At 63.9% G+C, this 15,930-nt stretch carries 14 protein-coding genes and 1 tRNA gene; 6 read left to right on the forward strand and 9 right to left on the reverse strand.

Annotation, left to right across the window (positions count from 1 at the left end; translation table 11 throughout):
• Window positions 1-7 precede the first annotated feature (7 nt).
• Genes NVV79_RS17310 through NVV79_RS17330 form a run of 5 tightly spaced genes read right to left on the reverse strand, consistent with a single transcriptional unit; the run spans window position 8 to window position 6,106 of the window.
• A complete protein-coding gene (locus tag NVV79_RS17310; RefSeq protein WP_303991755.1) occupies window positions 8-1,009 on the reverse strand; it encodes a serine hydrolase in 1,002 nt (333 codons plus the stop codon).
• 2 nt (window positions 1,010-1,011) lie between these two features.
• Window positions 1,012-2,736 carry an ABC transporter ATP-binding protein gene (locus tag NVV79_RS17315; protein WP_303991758.1) on the reverse strand — a complete coding sequence of 575 codons (1,725 nt, stop codon included), beginning with the start codon at window positions 2,734-2,736 and terminating at the stop codon, window positions 1,012-1,014.
• Window positions 2,733-3,572, reverse strand: a complete 840-nt coding sequence (locus NVV79_RS17320; protein WP_303991762.1) for an ABC transporter permease — start codon at window positions 3,570-3,572, stop codon at window positions 2,733-2,735. Before NVV79_RS17320 ends, NVV79_RS17315 begins: the two co-directional genes overlap by 4 nt.
• Entirely contained in the window at window positions 3,572-4,531 is a 960-nt protein-coding gene (locus NVV79_RS17325; protein WP_303991765.1) for an ABC transporter permease, read from the reverse strand. Before NVV79_RS17325 ends, NVV79_RS17320 begins: the two co-directional genes overlap by 1 nt.
• Window positions 4,532-4,588: 57 nt before the next feature.
• Complete coding sequence (locus NVV79_RS17330) at window positions 4,589-6,106, reverse strand: ABC transporter substrate-binding protein (protein WP_303991769.1); 1,518 nt, start codon at window positions 6,104-6,106, stop codon at window positions 4,589-4,591.
• A 395-nt stretch (window positions 6,107-6,501) separates the two neighbouring features.
• On the opposite strand from NVV79_RS17330, the gene NVV79_RS17335 reads away from it, so the two are divergent.
• The 4 genes from NVV79_RS17335 (at window position 6,502) to NVV79_RS17350 (ending at window position 10,201) form a co-directional block, all read left to right on the forward strand.
• A complete protein-coding gene (locus tag NVV79_RS17335) occupies window positions 6,502-7,230 on the forward strand; it encodes a PIG-L deacetylase family protein (RefSeq protein WP_303991772.1) in 729 nt (242 codons plus the stop codon).
• On the forward strand, window positions 7,230-7,901 hold the full coding sequence (locus NVV79_RS17340) for a 4-carboxy-4-hydroxy-2-oxoadipate aldolase/oxaloacetate decarboxylase (protein WP_303991774.1): 672 nt from the start codon (window positions 7,230-7,232) through the stop codon (window positions 7,899-7,901). Before NVV79_RS17335 ends, NVV79_RS17340 begins: the two co-directional genes overlap by 1 nt.
• The gene (locus NVV79_RS17345) at window positions 7,894-8,946 is read left to right on the forward strand and encodes a 4-oxalomesaconate tautomerase (protein ID WP_303991776.1); all 1,053 of its coding nucleotides are present in this window, start codon (window positions 7,894-7,896) and stop codon (window positions 8,944-8,946) included. Before NVV79_RS17340 ends, NVV79_RS17345 begins: the two co-directional genes overlap by 8 nt.
• A gap of 76 nt (window positions 8,947-9,022) precedes the next feature.
• On the forward strand, window positions 9,023-10,201 hold the full coding sequence (locus tag NVV79_RS17350) for a LysR family transcriptional regulator (RefSeq protein ID WP_303991778.1): 1,179 nt from the start codon (window positions 9,023-9,025) through the stop codon (window positions 10,199-10,201).
• Window positions 10,202-10,228: 27 nt separating this feature from the next.
• Here NVV79_RS17350 and NVV79_RS17355 read toward each other — a convergent pair.
• Window positions 10,229-10,319, reverse strand: a tRNA-Ser gene (locus tag NVV79_RS17355).
• Window positions 10,320-10,484: 165 nt separating this feature from the next.
• Here NVV79_RS17355 and NVV79_RS17360 point away from each other — a divergent pair.
• Window positions 10,485-11,009: a DUF2147 domain-containing protein gene (locus NVV79_RS17360; protein ID WP_303991781.1), complete on the forward strand. Its 525-nt coding sequence runs from the start codon at window positions 10,485-10,487 to the stop codon at window positions 11,007-11,009.
• Here the strand turns inward: NVV79_RS17360 and NVV79_RS17365 are convergent, their stop codons facing one another.
• Together NVV79_RS17365 and NVV79_RS17370 are read right to left on the reverse strand one after the other, a co-directional pair.
• Window positions 11,010-11,708 carry a glutathione S-transferase family protein gene (locus NVV79_RS17365; RefSeq protein WP_303991784.1) on the reverse strand — a complete coding sequence of 233 codons (699 nt, stop codon included), beginning with the start codon at window positions 11,706-11,708 and terminating at the stop codon, window positions 11,010-11,012.
• 142 nt (window positions 11,709-11,850) lie between these two features.
• Entirely contained in the window at window positions 11,851-12,291 is a 441-nt protein-coding gene (locus NVV79_RS17370) for a glyoxalase superfamily protein (RefSeq protein WP_303991787.1), read from the reverse strand.
• Between the two features lie 325 nt (window positions 12,292-12,616).
• Between NVV79_RS17370 and NVV79_RS17375 the strand changes: the two genes are divergently transcribed.
• Complete coding sequence (locus NVV79_RS17375) at window positions 12,617-13,387, forward strand: sulfite exporter TauE/SafE family protein (RefSeq protein ID WP_303991790.1); 771 nt, start codon at window positions 12,617-12,619, stop codon at window positions 13,385-13,387.
• Window positions 13,388-13,440: 53 nt separating this feature from the next.
• Here NVV79_RS17375 and NVV79_RS17380 read toward each other — a convergent pair whose 3' ends face one another.
• Window positions 13,441-15,540, reverse strand: a complete 2,100-nt coding sequence (locus NVV79_RS17380; RefSeq protein ID WP_303991793.1) for a molybdopterin-dependent oxidoreductase — start codon at window positions 15,538-15,540, stop codon at window positions 13,441-13,443.
• Window positions 15,541-15,930: the final 390 nt, after the last annotated feature.

The raw sequence follows: 15,930 nt of genomic DNA on the forward strand, positions 1-15,930 counted from the left end.
CGCGTCCTCAGTTCGTATTGACGGCATCGCCCACGGCGCGGCGCAGCGCAAAGATGCCGCTATCGAAATGCCGTGTCGGGTGAACGCGATTGGTCAGCAGGGTCCAGGCGTGGCCCCGGTCGAAATCGAGCCACAGGCCCGTTCCGGTGAAGCCGGTATGGCCAATCGTGCCCGGCGAATTCCGCTCGCCGCCCGACCAGCCCTCATAGGGCCGCTCCCAGCCATGGGTGCGCCGCGCGCTGAGCGGTTTTCGCATGAGTGAGACGCTCGATGCTAACAGTCCGCTAGCATTAAGCGCCCCAAATGCGAAATCGAGCACAGCCGATGCTGTGCCGAACAGTCCAGCATGGCCCGAGCCCTGCAAGGCTGCGCAATTCTCGTCATGCACCTCGCCGCACAGCACCCTCCCCCGCCACGGATCGCTCTCGGTCGCCGCTGCCTGGGCCGGGTCGGCACCCCATGCAAACCCTTGCCCCGGCTCGATATTCCGGATCGTCTTGCCCTCCAGCCGCTCGATGGCGATGCCCAGCAGGATGAAATTGATATCGGAATAAACCGCTGGCCCGGCCGACCAATCGCGCTGCAACACGAAATGCCGCAGCCGGTTTGGGTCGTCGCCATAAATATAGAGCGGGAACACGCCCGGAAACGGCGTCTGGTGCCCAAGGCATTGGCGGAACGTGATTTTTCGCTGCCAGTTATCAGGATTGTACTGTGCGAAATCCGGAATGGCCGTGGTCAAGGATGCATCGAGATCGATCCGCCCGGCCTCGGCCAAAGCTAGGATGCGGGGCGTGGTGAACAGCACCTTGGTCAGCGACGCCAGGTCGAACCAGGTGTCCTCGGTCATCTGCCGCGACACCGGGATTTTCTGGGCTTCCCCGATAGCCCGCGTGATCCGTTTGCCGGACGCATCGACCAATCCCAACACGCCGCCAGGGATTTTTCCCGCCGTGACCGCTTCGGCCAGCAGCGCGAAGCCCCGCTCGAATTTTTCCGCTAAACCCATGATTATTCTACTCTTACCAGATGGTCCTCGCCCGCAGTGACCCACTCAGCCGGCGCCGGTTCATAGCCCTTGGGCTTGATCAGCGAGGGCACAGGGGTCGTATCGACATCGTAGCGCTGCCGCCGCCTTTCGATGCCGGGCACCGCCGCGATCAGGCGCTTGGTATAGCTGTGCCGCGGCTTTGCCAGCACCGAGGCGGCGTCGCCGATTTCCACCACCTGCCCGGCATACATCACCGCCACCCGATGGGCGATGCGTTCCACTACCGCCATGTCATGGCTGATGAAGAGATAGGCCAGGCCGAATTCATGTTGCAAATCAATGAGCAGATCGAGCACCCGCGCCTGCACCGAAACATCCAGCGCCGACACGGCCTCGTCCAGCACCACCACGTCGGGGTTCAGCATCAGCGCTCGCGCAATGCAGAGCCGCTGCCGCTGCCCGCCGGAAAACTGGTGCGGATAGCGCGACAGCGCATCCTCGGGCAGGCCCACGCGCTCCAGCAATTGCACCATGCGCTGACGCAGGGCGGCATCCACCCGCATTCCCGCCGCTATGGCCGGTTCGGCCAGCAGGCTTGCCACATCGAGCCTTGGGTTGAGCGAGGCAAAGGGATCCTGGAACACCATCTGCACCGGCCGGCCGTGGCGGCCCGGCGATGTGACGATGGCGCCGCGCGTAGCCTCGGTCAGGCCCAGGATGGCGCGGGCGGTTGTTGACTTCCCCGAGCCGCTTTCACCAACAATGGCAAGGGTTTCGCCGGGCACGAGGTCGAAGCCGACGCCCTCCACGGCATGAATCGCCCCGGCATCACGCGAGAACCAGCCGCCGCCGATGGGAAAGCGCACTACGAGATCATCGACCTTTACGGCTGGTTGTTGCCCGGTCTCGCGCCTGTGGTCGCTCCGCACCGCCTGCCCTCCGGTGAAATGCGGCACGGCGCCCAGCAGGTGCTTGGTATAATCGTGCTGCGGCGCGTCGAGAACTGTATCGAGCCGGCCCTGCTCCACCACTACCCCATCCTGCATGACCATGACGCCGTCGGCTATGCCGGCGACCAGGCCGATATCGTGGGTGATGAAGATCATCGCCATGCCGAGTTCGGCCTTGAGTTCGGCCAGCAGCGCCATGATCTGCGCCTGGACGGTCACATCAAGCGCCGTGGTCGGTTCATCGGCGATCAGCAGCCTCGGATTGCCGGCCAGGGCCATGGCGATCATCACGCGCTGGCGCATACCGCCGGAAAGCTGGTGCGGGTAATATTTCATGCGCTGCGCCGCATCGGGAATGCGCACCCGGTCCAGCGCCTCGCGGGCCGCGTCGGAGGCGGCCCGGCCTTCAAGGCCGCGATTGAGCCGGAAGGCTTCCTCGATCTGCGCCCCCACCGTGTGGACGGGGTTGAGCGAGGTCATCGGCTCCTGGAAGATCATGCCGATCTCCCGCCCGCGCAGGCCCAGCAGCGTCCGCTCATCGGCCTGTGCCAGATCGAGTGTCGAGCCATCGGGCCGGGTCCAGGCCATGGTGCCGCCGGTGATGCGTCCGCCGCCGAAATCCACCAAGCGGTTGATGGATAGCGCCGTTACCGACTTGCCCGAACCGCTTTCGCCCACCAGCGCCAGCGTTTCGCCGGGGGCAAGATCGAAGCTGATGCCGCGTACCACGGGCTTTTCCGCCGCATCGCGGCCAAAACCCACGGCCAGATCGCGGACCGACAGCAAACTGGTCATGCCGTCCTCCGCTGGGTGCGGGGGTCAAGAATGTCGCGCAGGGCGTCGCCGAACAGGTTGAAGCCGAGAATGCCCAGCATGATGGTGAGGCCGGGAAACACCAGCAACCACGGCGCCTGCTGCATGAGATTGCGCGCCTCGCTCATCATCAGCCCAAGCGACGGCGCCGGCGGCTGGGTGCCCAGCCCGAGGAAGCTCAGCCCAGCCTCGGTCAGCAAAGCCCAGGCCAGAGCCAGCGTGACCTGCACGGTGAGCGGCGCAACGAGGTTGAGCAGCAGGTGGCGGGTGAGGATATAGCGCTCGGAACTGCCGAAGGTCCGCGCGGCATCGACAAATTCCCGGCGCTTCAGCGACAGGGTTGGCCCACGCACGACGCGGGCAAAAATCGGCGTATAGACCGCAGCAATGGCCACGACGCTGGTGAAGGTGCCCGGTCCGACAATGGCGATGATCAGCAGCGCCAGCAGAATTGCCGGGAAGGCCAGCAGCACGTCCATGGAGCGCATGAAGGCCCCATCGAGCCAGCCACCCCACCACCCGGCCAGCAGGCCGATAATGGTGCCGACAAGGCTCGCCAGCCCCACCGAGGCGAAGGCGATGAGAAAGGATTGCCCGATGCCGACCATGAGACGGCTGGCCGTATCGCGGCCGAAAAGATCGGTGCCCATGAGATAGGTCGCGCTCGGCCCCTGCAGGCGATCGATGCGGAACTGCTGCAGCGGATTGTGCGGGGTGAAGCCGATGGTGCCGCACAGAGCCAGCAGCAGGTAGAGCAGGATAATACCGGCACCGATGCGGCCGGTGGGATGGGCGGCGATGGCGCGCAAAATCCGCATCAGCGCGCTCCCAGCCGAATGCGCGGATCGAGCGCAGCATAGGCGAGGTCGACCAGCAGGTTGACGATGAGGAAGTTGAGCGCAATGAACAGCACGCAACCCTGCACCAGCGCGTAATCGCGCTGGCCGATGGCGTCGAGCGTCAGCCGGCCGAGGCCTGGCAGGGCGAAAATCTGCTCGACGATCACAGCGCCGCCCAGCAGGTAGCCGAACTCCACACCGCTCAGCGTCACCACCGGAATGAGCGCATTGGGCAAAGCATGGTGCCAGACCACGCTGCGCGCCGGGACGCCCTTGGCGCGGGCGGTGCGGATATAGTCGTCGCTCAGCACATCGAGCATGGATGCGCGGGAAATGCGGGTCACTGACGCCGCAAAGGCAAAGCCCAGCGTGACGGCGGGGAAGATCAGTTGCCCCAGATTGGCCAGCGGGTCGCTCCAGAGCGAAGCGAAGCTGCCCATGGCGGGAATGAAGCCGAAATAGACCGACAGAACATAGATGATGACAAGGCCGACCACGAAGCCCGGGGTCGACTGACCCAGCATGGCGAGAATGCGCACCACGACATCGGCGGGCCGCTCGCCGCGCGTCGCCGCCAGCACGCCCGCTGGAACGCCGACGCTCAGCGCGATCACCATGGAGAGCAGCGCCAGTTCCAGCGTCAGCGGAAAGCGTTCGAGAATAATGGCGAGAACCGGTCGCCCGTAGGTTACGGACAGGCCCAGATCGCCCTGCAACACGCCCCAGAGCCAACGGCCATATTGCACGACAGCCGGCTGGTCGATGCCGAAATACTCCGCCAGCGCCTGGCGCTGCACCGGGGTGAGCAGGCCCGCCTCGGTCCCCAGCATGGCGGTGATGGCATCGCCCGGAATCATGCGGATGGAGAAGAACACCAGTAGCGAGACGCCGAGCAGGATCAGCGGAAAGGTCACGAGCCGCCGCGCCAGATAGTTCATGGTGTCAATCCGTGGAGGCAGGAGGGAGGCGGGTCCGAAGACCCGCCTCGGACAAGGCTATTGGCCCAGCGTTACCTTGGTCAGCCCGAAGAGCGTACCGGTGGCAGAGGATTCAAAGCCCGATATGGTCTTGAGCTGCGCCGTATAGATGTTGGACGTGGACAGCCAGATCCACGGCGCCAACTCGGTCAACCGGGCTTCGAATTGCTGGAAGATTTCCTTGCGCTTGGCAATGTCGGTCTCGACCCGCCCCTGCTGGAGCAGGCTGTCGATCTCGTCATCGGTGAAGTTGGACACCTTGAGCAGGTTACCGTCCTTGGTGAAGTAGCGATTGTACATCGGATAGGGGTCGGTGCGACCGCCATTCAGGGCCACCGCCATGTCGAAATCGCCGGCCAGCCAGCGGTCGACATAGACATTGAGCTCCATCAGCTCGATTTCGAGATTGATGCCGATTTCCGCCAGTTGGCTTTGCAGCACCTGCGCCTCGGCCGAGGCGACCGGTGGCTCGCCGGTGGCGGCGATGACCTTGGCCGAGAAGCCGTCAACGCCGGCTTCGGCCATCAATGCCTTGGCTTTCTCGATATCCTGCTCGTAGCAGAACAGGGTCGAGGGATCGCTGGCATAAGCCGGCATGGTGAGAGGCCCGGTGACCTTGCCCTCGCCCACCAGGGCGGTATCGAGAATATCCTGCCGGTCCACGGCACAGGAAATCGCCTGCCGCACCTGGAGATTGTCCATGGGCGAACGTGACGGATTGAGCTGGAGCACATTATAGGCCAGGCCCGGCACCGCATTGAGCTGCAGATTGGGCTCGTTGGGGACGAGCGTCGCCACCAGCGGGTCATTGATCAGCGCGAAATCGGTCTGGCCGGCGCGCAGCGAGGCCAGGATGGCCGTTTCGTCGGGCAGGACCGAAATGGTGATGCCGTCATAGGCGATGTCGCCACCGGCCCAATTGGCATTGACGCTCAGTTCCTCGCGGGAATTGGGCTCCCAGCTATCCAGCACGAAGGGGCCGGACCCCAATGCGGTCGTGGCAACCGAACCATCGGCAATGGCCTTGGCCGGAACGACGGCGGCATTGATCGAGGCCATGGCCACGAGGAGCGGCGCGTCGGGCTGGGACAGGTTGAATACCACGGTGGCCGGATCGGGCGCATCGATGGAGGCGATGGAAAGGAAGTTCGAGCGCGCCGCGGCGCCGGTCGCCTCATCGAGCAGGCGCTCGAAAGAGGCCTTCACGTCCTCCGAGGTTACCGTTGCGCCGTCGCTGAACTTGGCGTCGGGATCGAGCTTGAAGGTCAGCGTCAGCCCATCCTCGGAAAATTCCCAGCTCTCGGCGATGGCCGGGACCACGTCGAGATTGGTATCGTTCCGCACCAGCGGCTCGTAAATGAGTTCGAGCAGCCGCAGCGACGAAAACGCCGTCTGGGCATGCGGATCGAGGCCGGTGGCATCCTGCGACCAGGCCATGCGCAGATTTGCCGCCTGCGCCGGCAGGGCCAGGCCGGCCGTCGCGAGAAGGGCCGCTGCCAGGCCGGCAAAAGCGGTCCGGGAAAGCTTCGTATACATTGCAACTCCCTTTGAGGTGTCTGTTTCTTCCTGCGCCAAGCCGCACCTCGATGGCATTGACGTGGTTGGATGCCGGCCTGCGGACCGGTTATTCGTACCGGCCCGTCCGGGGCAGACAGCAGCCATCGGCGGAGAGCTTAGGGGCGTTCGCCCGGACTTGTCGAGAGTGGTATCACATTGGTCCGAAGGTGATAGCAGATTGGGTGCCTAATCCTCCGGGCGCATATGGTCGACGTGGGTATAGGCGTTGAGTGAAGAAGCAGGCTAAATCTGCTATCTTATAGCTAAAACTTATATCTGTGGCGCCTGTTCGAATTGTGCTTTCGGTGCTGCATCTCCTAGCTTGGTCCCCAACGGGACACCGCAGGATGACACGCGCAGGAGGATCAGCATCCATGACCAAGACAGCCCTTATCGTCAGCGCCCATTCGGCGGACTTCGTCTGGCGCTGCGGTGGCGCCATCGCCTTACACGCCGCCAACGGCTATGAGGTGACCGTCGTCTGCCTGTCCTATGGCGAGCGTGGCGAGAGCGCCAAGCTGTGGAAGCAGGCCGGCATGACGCTGGACAAGGTCAAGGCCGGCCGCCGCGTCGAAGCAGAGAATGCCGCCAAGGCCCTCGACGTGCATGATATCCAGTTCTTCGATCTCGGCGATTATCCGCTGGAGATGACGCGGGAGGCCAAGGATCGGCTGGTGGATGTGATGCGGGCGGTGCAGCCGAGCTTCATGATGACGCATTCCAAGTACGACCCCTACAATACCGACCACATGTATGTGTCGCAGTGGACGCTGGAATGCCGCGCCATCGCCCAGGCCTGGGGGCATAATCCGGGGCAGAAAGTCCTCGGTGCACCGCAGGTCTATCTGTTCGAGCCGCACCAGACCGAGCAGATGGACTGGAAGCCGGACGTATTTCTCGACATCACCGATGTGTGGGACAAGAAATGGGCCGCCATCCAGGCCATGGAGGGGCAGGAACACCTCTGGCACTATTACAGGAATGTCGCCGAGAACCGGGCCAATCACTTCACCCGCAATTCGGGCGGGCAGTCCGGTGGGCGCCCGGCCAAATATGCCGAGGGCTTCCAGTCGATCTATCCGCGCACCGTGGATGAACTGTGATGAGCATCGTTGTCCAGAATATCGAGCGGGCTGAGCAATCCATCATCGACCGTCTTGCCGCCTGTGGCGTCGCCACGGTGCATGAGGCGCAGGGGCGCAAGGGGCTGCTGGCCAGCCATATACGGCCGATTTATTCGGGGGCGCGGCTGGCTGCCAGCGCGGTGACCATTTCGGCCCCGCCTGGCGACAACTGGATGGTTCACGTTGCCATCGAACAGCTCAAGGCCGGCGACATCATGGTGCTGGCGCCGACCAGCCCCAGCGAAGACGGCTATTTCGGCGACCTGCTCGCCACCTCCGCCCGAGCGCGCGGCTGCAAGGGGCTCATCATCGATGCGGGGGTGCGCGATGTGGCCGACCTCACCGCCATGAAATTCCCCGTCTGGTCCAAGGCCATTTTCGCGCAGGGCACCGTCAAGGAAACGCTCGGCTCGGTGAACGTGCCTGTGGTCTGCGCCGGCATGCTGGTCAATCCCGGCGATGTCATCGTGGCCGACGACGATGGTGTCTGCGTGGTGCGTCGCGAAGAGGCGGAAGCCGTGGCGCAGAAGGCCGAGGCGCGAGTCGCTGCCGAGGAGGATAAGCGCAAGCGGCTCGCCGCAGGCGAACTGGGCCTCGACATCTACAAGATGCGTGAGCGGCTGGCCGAGAAGGGGCTGAAATATGTCTAGCCAAGGCGTGCCCTGCATGTGGATGCGCGGGGGCACGTCCAAGGGCGGCTATTTCCTGGCCGATGACCTGCCGGCCGATACCGCCGAACGCGACGCGCTACTGCTCAAGATCATGGGCTCGCCCGATCCGCGCCAGATCGATGGCATGGGCGGCGCCAATCCGCTGACCTCCAAGATCGCGGTGGTACAGCGCTCCACCCGTCCCGGCATTGATGTCGATTACCTGTTCCTGCAGGTCTTCGTCGATCAGCCCACGGTTACCGACCAACAGAATTGCGGCAATATCCTTGCCGGCGTCGGCCCTTTCGCCATAGAGCGCGGACTGGTCAGCCCCAGGGACGGCCAGACCGTAGTGCGCATCTTCATGGAAAATACCGGCCAGGTGGCCGAGGCGCGCGTCGAAACGCCGGGTGGGCGCGTCAACTATGAGGGCGACGGGCGTATCGATGGCGTCCCCGGCACATCCGCGCCCATTCCCATCACCTTTGCCGATACGGCGGGCTCGAGCTGTGGTGCGCTACTGCCGACGGGCAAGGCGGTGGACGTGATCGAGGGGGTCGACTGCACGCTGATCGACAACGGCATGCCCTGCGTCGTCATGCGCGCCGCCGACCTCGGCATATCCGGCACCGAAAGCCCCCAGATACTGGAAGCCAATGCCGCCCTGCGCGACAAGCTTGAAGCCATCCGCCTCAAGGCCGGACCGATGATGAATCTCGGTGACGTGGCGAAGAGCTCGGTACCCAAGATGACCATGGTCTCGGCGTCGGTGGCGGGCGGCGCGATCTCCACCCGCACCTTCATTCCGCATCGTTGCCATGACTCCATCGGCGTGCTCGGCGCCGTCAGCGTCGCCACGGCCTGCCTGCTGCCCGAAGGCCCGGCGTCCGAACTCGCCAAGGTGCCCGAGGGCGGAGAGAAGCTGATTTCGGTGGAGCATCCGACAGGCGAGATGAGCGTCATCGCCAGCGTCGCAGACGGCGTGGTGACCAATGCGGCGGTGTTGCGCACGGCGCGCAAGCTGTTCGATGGAGTCGTGTTCTAACGGGCAACCTGCGTGGACCCGGCAGCGCGCGCCGCCTATGATGGCGCATGATCCGGCATGGCAAAGGTAGGCGGAGATGAAGCCAAATCTGCGGCATCTCCGCGTTTTCCTCGCCGCTTTCGATAGCGGATCGATCTCCCAGGCGGCCGGCCTTTGCTCGGTCTCGCAGCCCGCCGCCACCCAATCCATCCGCAAGCTGGAAGAGCATTTCACCAGCAAGCTCTTCCATCGAACCCCGCAGGGATTGCTTTTGACCGACGCCGGGGGCCTGCTGGCCAACCGCGTGCGGCGCGCTTTCGCACTGCTCGACCCGGCATTGGGCGATCTCTCCCCTCGCCTGCACCTGACCGCCACGTCCTCGCAACTGACCGCGCTGGTCGCTGGGGTCGAGATGGAAAATTTCACGCTGGCCGCCAGAAAGCTCGGCCTGGCGCAACCCAGCGTCCATCGCGCCATCAGCGACCTGGAAAAAGACGCCGGTCGACCCCTGTTCGAACGCACGTCGCGCGGAATGCATGCCACGCGGCCGGCGACACGGCTGGCCCAGGCGGTGCAACTGGCCTTTGCGGAGATTTATCAGGCGGAAGCCGATCTGGGCGAGCTTTCCGGCCGTGAAGTGGGGCGTATCGTCGTTGGTGCCATGCCACTATCGCGGTCGTCCATCCTGCCCGAAGCCATCGCACGTTTCCGGCGACGCCGCGCCACCCTGCCCATCCAGGCGCTGGACGGCCCCTATGACGACCTGATCGCCGGGTTGCGGCGGGGCGAGGTGGACTTCCTGGTCGGTGCCATGCGCGATCCTCCGCCCATCGGGGATGTCGTGCAGGACCCGCTGTTCGATGACGAGTTGATCGTGGTGTGCCGGCCGGGGCACCCGCTGCTGGCCGAATTCAATCTGCAGCCAGCGCAGCTTAGCGGCTTTCCCTGGGTGGTCAATATTCCCGGGACGCCGGCGCGGAACATGTTCGAGAAAGTGCTTTCAGGGCCAGAACGTCCCACCAGCCTGGTCGAGACCGGCTCGATGGTGCTGATGCGCGAGCTCCTGCAGGTAACTGATCATCTTGGTTTCATCTCGAGCCTGCAGATCCGTTCCGATCTGCTGCAGGGCGTGGTGGTGCGCCTGCCCGCGCACTTGGCGGACACGACCCGCCCCATCGGACTGACCTTCCGCGCCGGCTGGATACCCACAAGTGCGCAGCGTGACCTGATTGCCGATATCCGCGCGGCGACCGCGGCCATTTCCGGACGGGAATAGAGGCGGCGGTTGTGCCGGTAAAGGGAATGGCGGAGAGGATGGGATTCGAACCCACGAGGACCTTTAGAGCCCTGCGCCCTTAGCAGGGGCGTGCCTTCGACCACTCGGCCACCTCTCCGGCAGGGGGTGGATAGCGGGCGGGGATTGGGAAGGCAAGCGGTTTTTGGCCGAGCACACCGCGCGATGCGATTGTTGCGGTATTTGCTTTATGGCCGCCACGAATGGCGGCTAGATCGTGTGGCGCGGCGAATCGCGATTGACCCTCCGACGGCAGGTGGAGTGCATGGCAAACGGCGGCTTGAGACTTTGTATCGGGGTGGGTGTGATGCTGGCCGGCATGATGAGTGCCGGCGCCCAGGAGCCTTTCGTACCCGACCCCAATCGCATTCTCGACCCGATCGAGGGCATCTGGCAGACGGTGGAACTGTCCGAAATCACCATCGCGCTGTGCCCGGAGGGGTTTTGCGGCACGCTGAGCAAGATCGTGGTGCCGCGCGAGGGTTTGACGGAAGAGGAATATGCCGCCGCGCTGGCCATGCCGGTGGAGAGCTTTACCGATGTCCGCAATCCCGACCCCACATTGCGCAGCCGGCCGATGCTGGGACTGCAGATTCTGACGCTGCTGCCCAGTGTAAAGCCGAATGTCTATGACGGGGAAATCTATAATCCCGAGGACGGCAATACCTATTCGGGTTACATCGAAATGCTGGGGCCGGACTTCATCCGGCTCAATGGCTGTGTGCTGTATAACATCATCTGCCAGGGGCAGGACTGGGTCCGGGTGATCCCCGAACCCGTGGCGCAATAGTCAGCGCTGGTTGAACAGGACCTTCTGGGCGTCCTTGTCGTCGGCGAGGCTCTTCTGCGGCACGTCCTTGCCCCAGTTCAGGCCGCGCTGGACGGCCGGACGGGCGTTGAGGCGTTCGATCCAGGCGGCAAAGTTGGGCATCTCGGCCTTGGAAATGCCATAGCGCTCCCAGCTTTGCGCCCAGCCGATGGAGGCGATGTCGGCGATGGAATAGTCGCCGGCAATATAGTCCCGGCCTTCGAGCTGGGTGTTCAGCACGCGGAACAGGCGGTGGGTTTCATCGGTGTAGCGCTTCTGAGCGTAGGGGATTTTCTCGGGCGCATAGACGTTGAAGTGATTGTTCTGGCCGAGCATGGGGCCGAAGCCGCCGACCTGCCAGAACAGCCATTCATCAACCTTGACCTGCTGGCGCGGATCGGTGGGGTAGAGCTGGCCGAATTTGAGGCCGAGATATTTGAGGATGGCGCCGGATTCGAAGATCGAGATCGGCTCGCCACCCGGGCCTTCGGGATCGACGATGGCGGGAATCTTGTTGTTGGGCGAGATGGCCAGGAATTCGGGCGTGAACTGTTCACCCTTGCCGATATCGATGCGGTGATAGATCCACGGCACGCCGAGCTCTTCGAGCATGATGTGGACTTTCTGCCCGTTTGGCGTGGGCAGGGAATAGGCCTCGATCGGCTTGGTCTGGGTGGTCATTTGCCGCTTCCGTTGGTGAATGGGTCACGCAGATATATCGGCGATCTACGATGGAGGGCAAGGCAGCATATTGCCGCCCTGCCCCCGGTCCTTAGATTTGTCCCGCTTCGAACCGGAAACCCGGGACCACTTTTCCCGATCATCATGCCCGCCGCAGAACCATCTGCGGATTGCCGTTGCCGCGCGTGGCGCTGGAAATGCCGTGGATATCCACGGTGGAGACCACGCGGTGGCGCAAGGCGGCGAACATGAAGGTCGGCGTGACATTGACCGGTTCGTCGAACTGGATGGTCACGGTGTAGCTCTGCATGTTGCCCAGGAGCTGAACCCCGATCAGCATGCCGGTGAAGGGCTGATCGAGATAGAGGCCTTTGACGCGCGTTCCGACCTGCCAGGGCGAGACGATGCGATCCGGCAAGGCGGCGCGGGCGGTGTTCCAATCGCGATAGCCATGGGCACGGGCGACCTGTTCGAGGGCGGCGCCATGCGACAGGGTTTCGCCGAGGGTGGCACGCTGCTGGCGCAGTTCCTTGGCCTCGGCCTTGAGAGTCTGGGCGGAAGGGGTATCGAGTGAAAACGACATGATAGGTCCTCTCATCTGCATGAGGCGACTGTTCCATGGGGGCTCGCATTGCCATGATGCGCCTTGCAAAGATGAACCAATGGTTCGTTCTTCTGCTCGGAGACTGGACTTCACCATCGGAATTGCTTCCGGCGAGCGGCGGGTGCCAGCGACCTGAGCGGGATATGCGCGCGAGGGTGCCTTTTGTCAACGGCATGGCGGCTATGCGATCAATCCGGGTGATGGGGTGATCAGACAAATGCGTTGGGCGCAGGGGCACAGGCGGGCTATGGCCTGAGGTGGACCCTGGCCTTTGCCGGGATGACGCCGTGGTTGGGAAGTCGCAATGATCGAGACGCTGTTCCTGCTGATTGCCGGGCTTTTGGGTGGCGCAGTCAATTCGCTGGCCGGCGGAGGCTCGTTCATCGTGTTTCCGGCGCTGCTGTTCGTCGGCATTCCACCTGTCATCGCCAATGCGTCGAACACCTATGCCGCCCTGCCCGGTTATGCGAGCGGCGCGGCGGGCTATTGGCATGCCATGGCCCCATACAAGGACCGGCTGGTGCTTTATGGCGTGGTGTCGGCGGTGTTCGGCTATGTCGGGGCGGAACTGCTGCTGGTGGTGTCGGACGAATTGTTCGACCTGGTCGTGCCCTGGCTGATGGCCTTTGCCGTGCTGCTCTTCGTGTTCGGCAACCAGATCAATGGTTTCGTGGCAGCCCGGAGCGGTGGCGGGCGTGGCATGAAAATGTTGGGCAGCGTGCTGCTGCTGGCGTTCCTCGCCGGCGTCTGCATCTATGGCGGGTTCTTCAATGCCGGGCTGGGCATATTGCTGCTGGCCTTCCTCGCGACGGCCGGCATGAGCGATATCCACGCCATGAACGGGCTCAAGCTCTATGTGTCGAGCATCGTGGCCGTCGTGGCGGTAGCGCGGTTTGCCCTGAGCGGGTCGATCGACTGGTACCATGGCTCGATCGCCCTGGTGGGCGTGACCGTGGGTGGCTATCTGGCCGCGAAGAATGCCCATCGAATCCCGACGCAGTGGATACGCATGGCGGTGATTGTATATGGGGTCATCATGACCGGGTATTTCTTCTGGGGTGCTTACCTCGCTTAGTGGCACGCCCTCGTGGTTCGAGGCTCGCAAGAGCTCGCACCTCACCATGAGGGCTATTGCGTGTCCGCCCGCCTGACCCAGACGGCTGCATCGTGGAATGTCGCACCGCCGAAGGGGGGCGCGGGGGTGGCGTTGGTGAGGGTGTTGATGCCCTTGCCCTTGCGATGCGCCTTGTTCTGGTGGAGGCCCTCGGCAATAACGACGCCCCTGGGCAGGCCGGTGCGGATGCGGGCGGTGAGATCGACCGAACCCCTGATATTCCCGACGGCGACGAATTCGCCATCGACAATGCCCAGGGGCGCCGCGTCTTCGGGGTGGATGAAGAGCGAAGGCACGCCTTCGCGCTTCTGGCTGCCGGGCGTTTCGTTGAAGGTCGAATTGAGGAAGGCGCGAGCCGGGCTGGTGGCGAGGCGGAACGGGTGGTCGGCATCCGTCGGCTCGTTGATGGCCCAGTGATCGGCAAAGCGCGGGAGCTCGGCCGGATCGCAGGTCCAGAGATAGCCTTTCCTGTCGGCCACATCCTGCCAGTTCGGCGCGAAGCGGAAGCGCCGGTCGGGCCAGGCAAAGCCATCGGCAAATCGCGCGGCAGCGTCGGGACGCTCGCGATCGACGAAGCCGGTTTTTTCGACCTCTTCCAGGGCGGGATAGCCGGAGCGACGGAAGGTTTCAGCGACGACATCGCGATCGATGGTTCTGAAGATATCGTCGTCGAGGCCAAGGCGCAGGGCGATGGCGTTGATGACTTCGTGGTTGGAGCGGGTTTCGCCCGGGCGCTGGATGACGGCGGGGCCGTAGAGCACGCGGGTATGGCCGCCGCGCGTGTAGTAGTCGTTGTGCTCGAGGAACATGGTGGCGGGCAGGACGATATCGGCGAATTCGGCCGTTTCGGTCATGAACTGCTCGTGGACCACGAGGAAGAGGTCTTCGCGGGCAAAGCCCCGATGGGTCAGCGTCTGGTCGGGGGCGACGGCGGCCGGATTGGTGTTCTGCACGATCATGGCCTTGACCGGACCGCCATGCTTGAGCGCCTTGGCGTCGCCGGTGAGGATGGGCCCGATCTCGGACATGTCGAGCCAGCGCGGCTCGCCCTTCTGCATCCTGGCGCCATTGATGGCGGATTTATCGAGCTGCCAGGTGCCGGAATTGGAATGGAAGGCGCCGCCGCCGCGATGCTGCCAGGCCCCGGTCATGGCTGGGATGCAAAGGGCGGCATGCATTGCTGTCGAGCCGTTGCGCTGGCGGGTGAAGCCATAGCCGAGGCGGAAATAGGAGCGGGGTGTGGTGCCGACGAGATGGGCGAATTCGGTGATCTGTTCGACGCTGAGGCCGGTGATCCCGGCGGCCCATTCGGGCGTGCGGGTGGCCAGATGGGCTTCGAATTCAGGACTGAAATCGGTGTATCTGGCCATATAGGCGCGGTCGGCCAGGTTGTCGCGCAGCAGGACATGCATGACGGCGACGGCGAGAGCACCGTCGGTGCCGGGGCGCAGCATGAGGCCCATATCGGCCTGGGCCATGGTGGCGGTTTCATAGACGTCGATGACGACGACCTTGGCGCCGCGCTCCTTGCGGGCGCGCATGGCGTGGGTCATGACATTGACCTGAGTATGCACGGCATTGGTGCCCCAGATGACGACGCAGTCGCTTTCGGCCATCTGCTCGGGATTGACGCCGCCGAGCAGGCCGGTGCCGGCGATATAGCCGGGCCATGACGTGCCGATGCAGATGGTTTCGTATTGGCGGGAATAGCCCTTGGCGGCGCGCAGGCGGTCGATGCCGTCGCGCTGCACATGGCCCATCGTGCCGGCATAGAAATAGGGCCAGATGGCTTCGGCGCCGTGTTCGGCCTCAATGGCGGTGAAGCGGGCGGCGATTTGGTCCAGCGCTTCGTCCCAGGTGATCTGCTCGAACTGGCCGCTGCCCTTGGGGCCAGTGCGGCGCAAGGGGTGCATCAGGCGCTCGGGGTGATGCACGCGCTCGGCATAGCGGGCGACCTTTTCGCAGATGACGCCGGCTGTGTAGGGATCATCCTTGGCGCCGCGGACGCGGCCGATAGTGCTGATATCGACGATGTCCACATCCAGCGCGCAGGCCGAGGGGCAATCGTGCGGACAGACAGAACGGGCGGTGCGGATGGCGACGGGCTGGTTCATGGCGTGAGGTTACCGGAGGGAGGGCCGGCGCTCAATTGAATTGGGGTGATGGGTGATATTTGCGGCGTGAATGCATGGCAAAGCGCCGCCTGTGATGCGGTTTTCACGGGAGATGGGCGGCCTTTGGACCAAGAACTGTCGACATAGAACGGACCAAGGGCCGCCCATCACGGGTCTGGAGTTTCCTCACCGGGTCCGGACACAGGTGGAACTATATCGCAAGCCCAGCTGCCGACTTTCTGCCCGGCCAAACGGGCGCCCCCGTCTCCAGCCTCCCCGCCCGGCCCTGCGTCGGGACCGCGTGAATGGCGGGGATGGGTAACAGTATGCAGCAGGTTTTGGAGGCGGGGATAAGATGGATAAGTCGGTGGGGGTGTTTGGCCGGACTAT

The sequence above is a fragment of the Devosia ginsengisoli genome (assembly GCF_024707105.1).
In the GTDB taxonomy this organism is placed as follows: domain Bacteria; phylum Pseudomonadota; class Alphaproteobacteria; order Rhizobiales; family Devosiaceae; genus Devosia; species Devosia ginsengisoli_A.

Excerpts from the sequence above, each read along its gene's own strand:
- NVV79_RS17310 (WP_303991755.1), bottom strand. The coding sequence starts at position 1,009 with ATGGGTTTAGCGGAAAAATTCGAGCGGGGCTTCGCGCTGCTGGCCGAA.
- NVV79_RS17315 (WP_303991758.1), bottom strand. The coding sequence starts at position 2,736 with ATGACCAGTTTGCTGTCGGTCCGCGATCTGGCCGTGGGTTTTGGCCGC.
- NVV79_RS17320 (WP_303991762.1), bottom strand. The coding sequence starts at position 3,572 with ATGCGGATTTTGCGCGCCATCGCCGCCCATCCCACCGGCCGCATCGGT.
- NVV79_RS17325 (WP_303991765.1), bottom strand. The coding sequence starts at position 4,531 with ATGAACTATCTGGCGCGGCGGCTCGTGACCTTTCCGCTGATCCTGCTC.
- NVV79_RS17330 (WP_303991769.1), bottom strand. The coding sequence starts at position 6,106 with ATGTATACGAAGCTTTCCCGGACCGCTTTTGCCGGCCTGGCAGCGGCC.
- NVV79_RS17335 (WP_303991772.1), top strand. The coding sequence starts at position 6,502 with ATGACCAAGACAGCCCTTATCGTCAGCGCCCATTCGGCGGACTTCGTC.
- NVV79_RS17340 (WP_303991774.1), top strand. The coding sequence starts at position 7,230 with ATGAGCATCGTTGTCCAGAATATCGAGCGGGCTGAGCAATCCATCATC.
- NVV79_RS17345 (WP_303991776.1), top strand. The coding sequence starts at position 7,894 with ATGTCTAGCCAAGGCGTGCCCTGCATGTGGATGCGCGGGGGCACGTCC.
- NVV79_RS17350 (WP_303991778.1), top strand. The coding sequence starts at position 9,023 with ATGAAGCCAAATCTGCGGCATCTCCGCGTTTTCCTCGCCGCTTTCGAT.
- NVV79_RS17360 (WP_303991781.1), top strand. The coding sequence starts at position 10,485 with ATGGCAAACGGCGGCTTGAGACTTTGTATCGGGGTGGGTGTGATGCTG.
- NVV79_RS17365 (WP_303991784.1), bottom strand. The coding sequence starts at position 11,708 with ATGACCACCCAGACCAAGCCGATCGAGGCCTATTCCCTGCCCACGCCA.
- NVV79_RS17370 (WP_303991787.1), bottom strand. The coding sequence starts at position 12,291 with ATGTCGTTTTCACTCGATACCCCTTCCGCCCAGACTCTCAAGGCCGAG.
- NVV79_RS17375 (WP_303991790.1), top strand. The coding sequence starts at position 12,617 with ATGATCGAGACGCTGTTCCTGCTGATTGCCGGGCTTTTGGGTGGCGCA.
- NVV79_RS17380 (WP_303991793.1), bottom strand. The coding sequence starts at position 15,540 with ATGAACCAGCCCGTCGCCATCCGCACCGCCCGTTCTGTCTGTCCGCAC.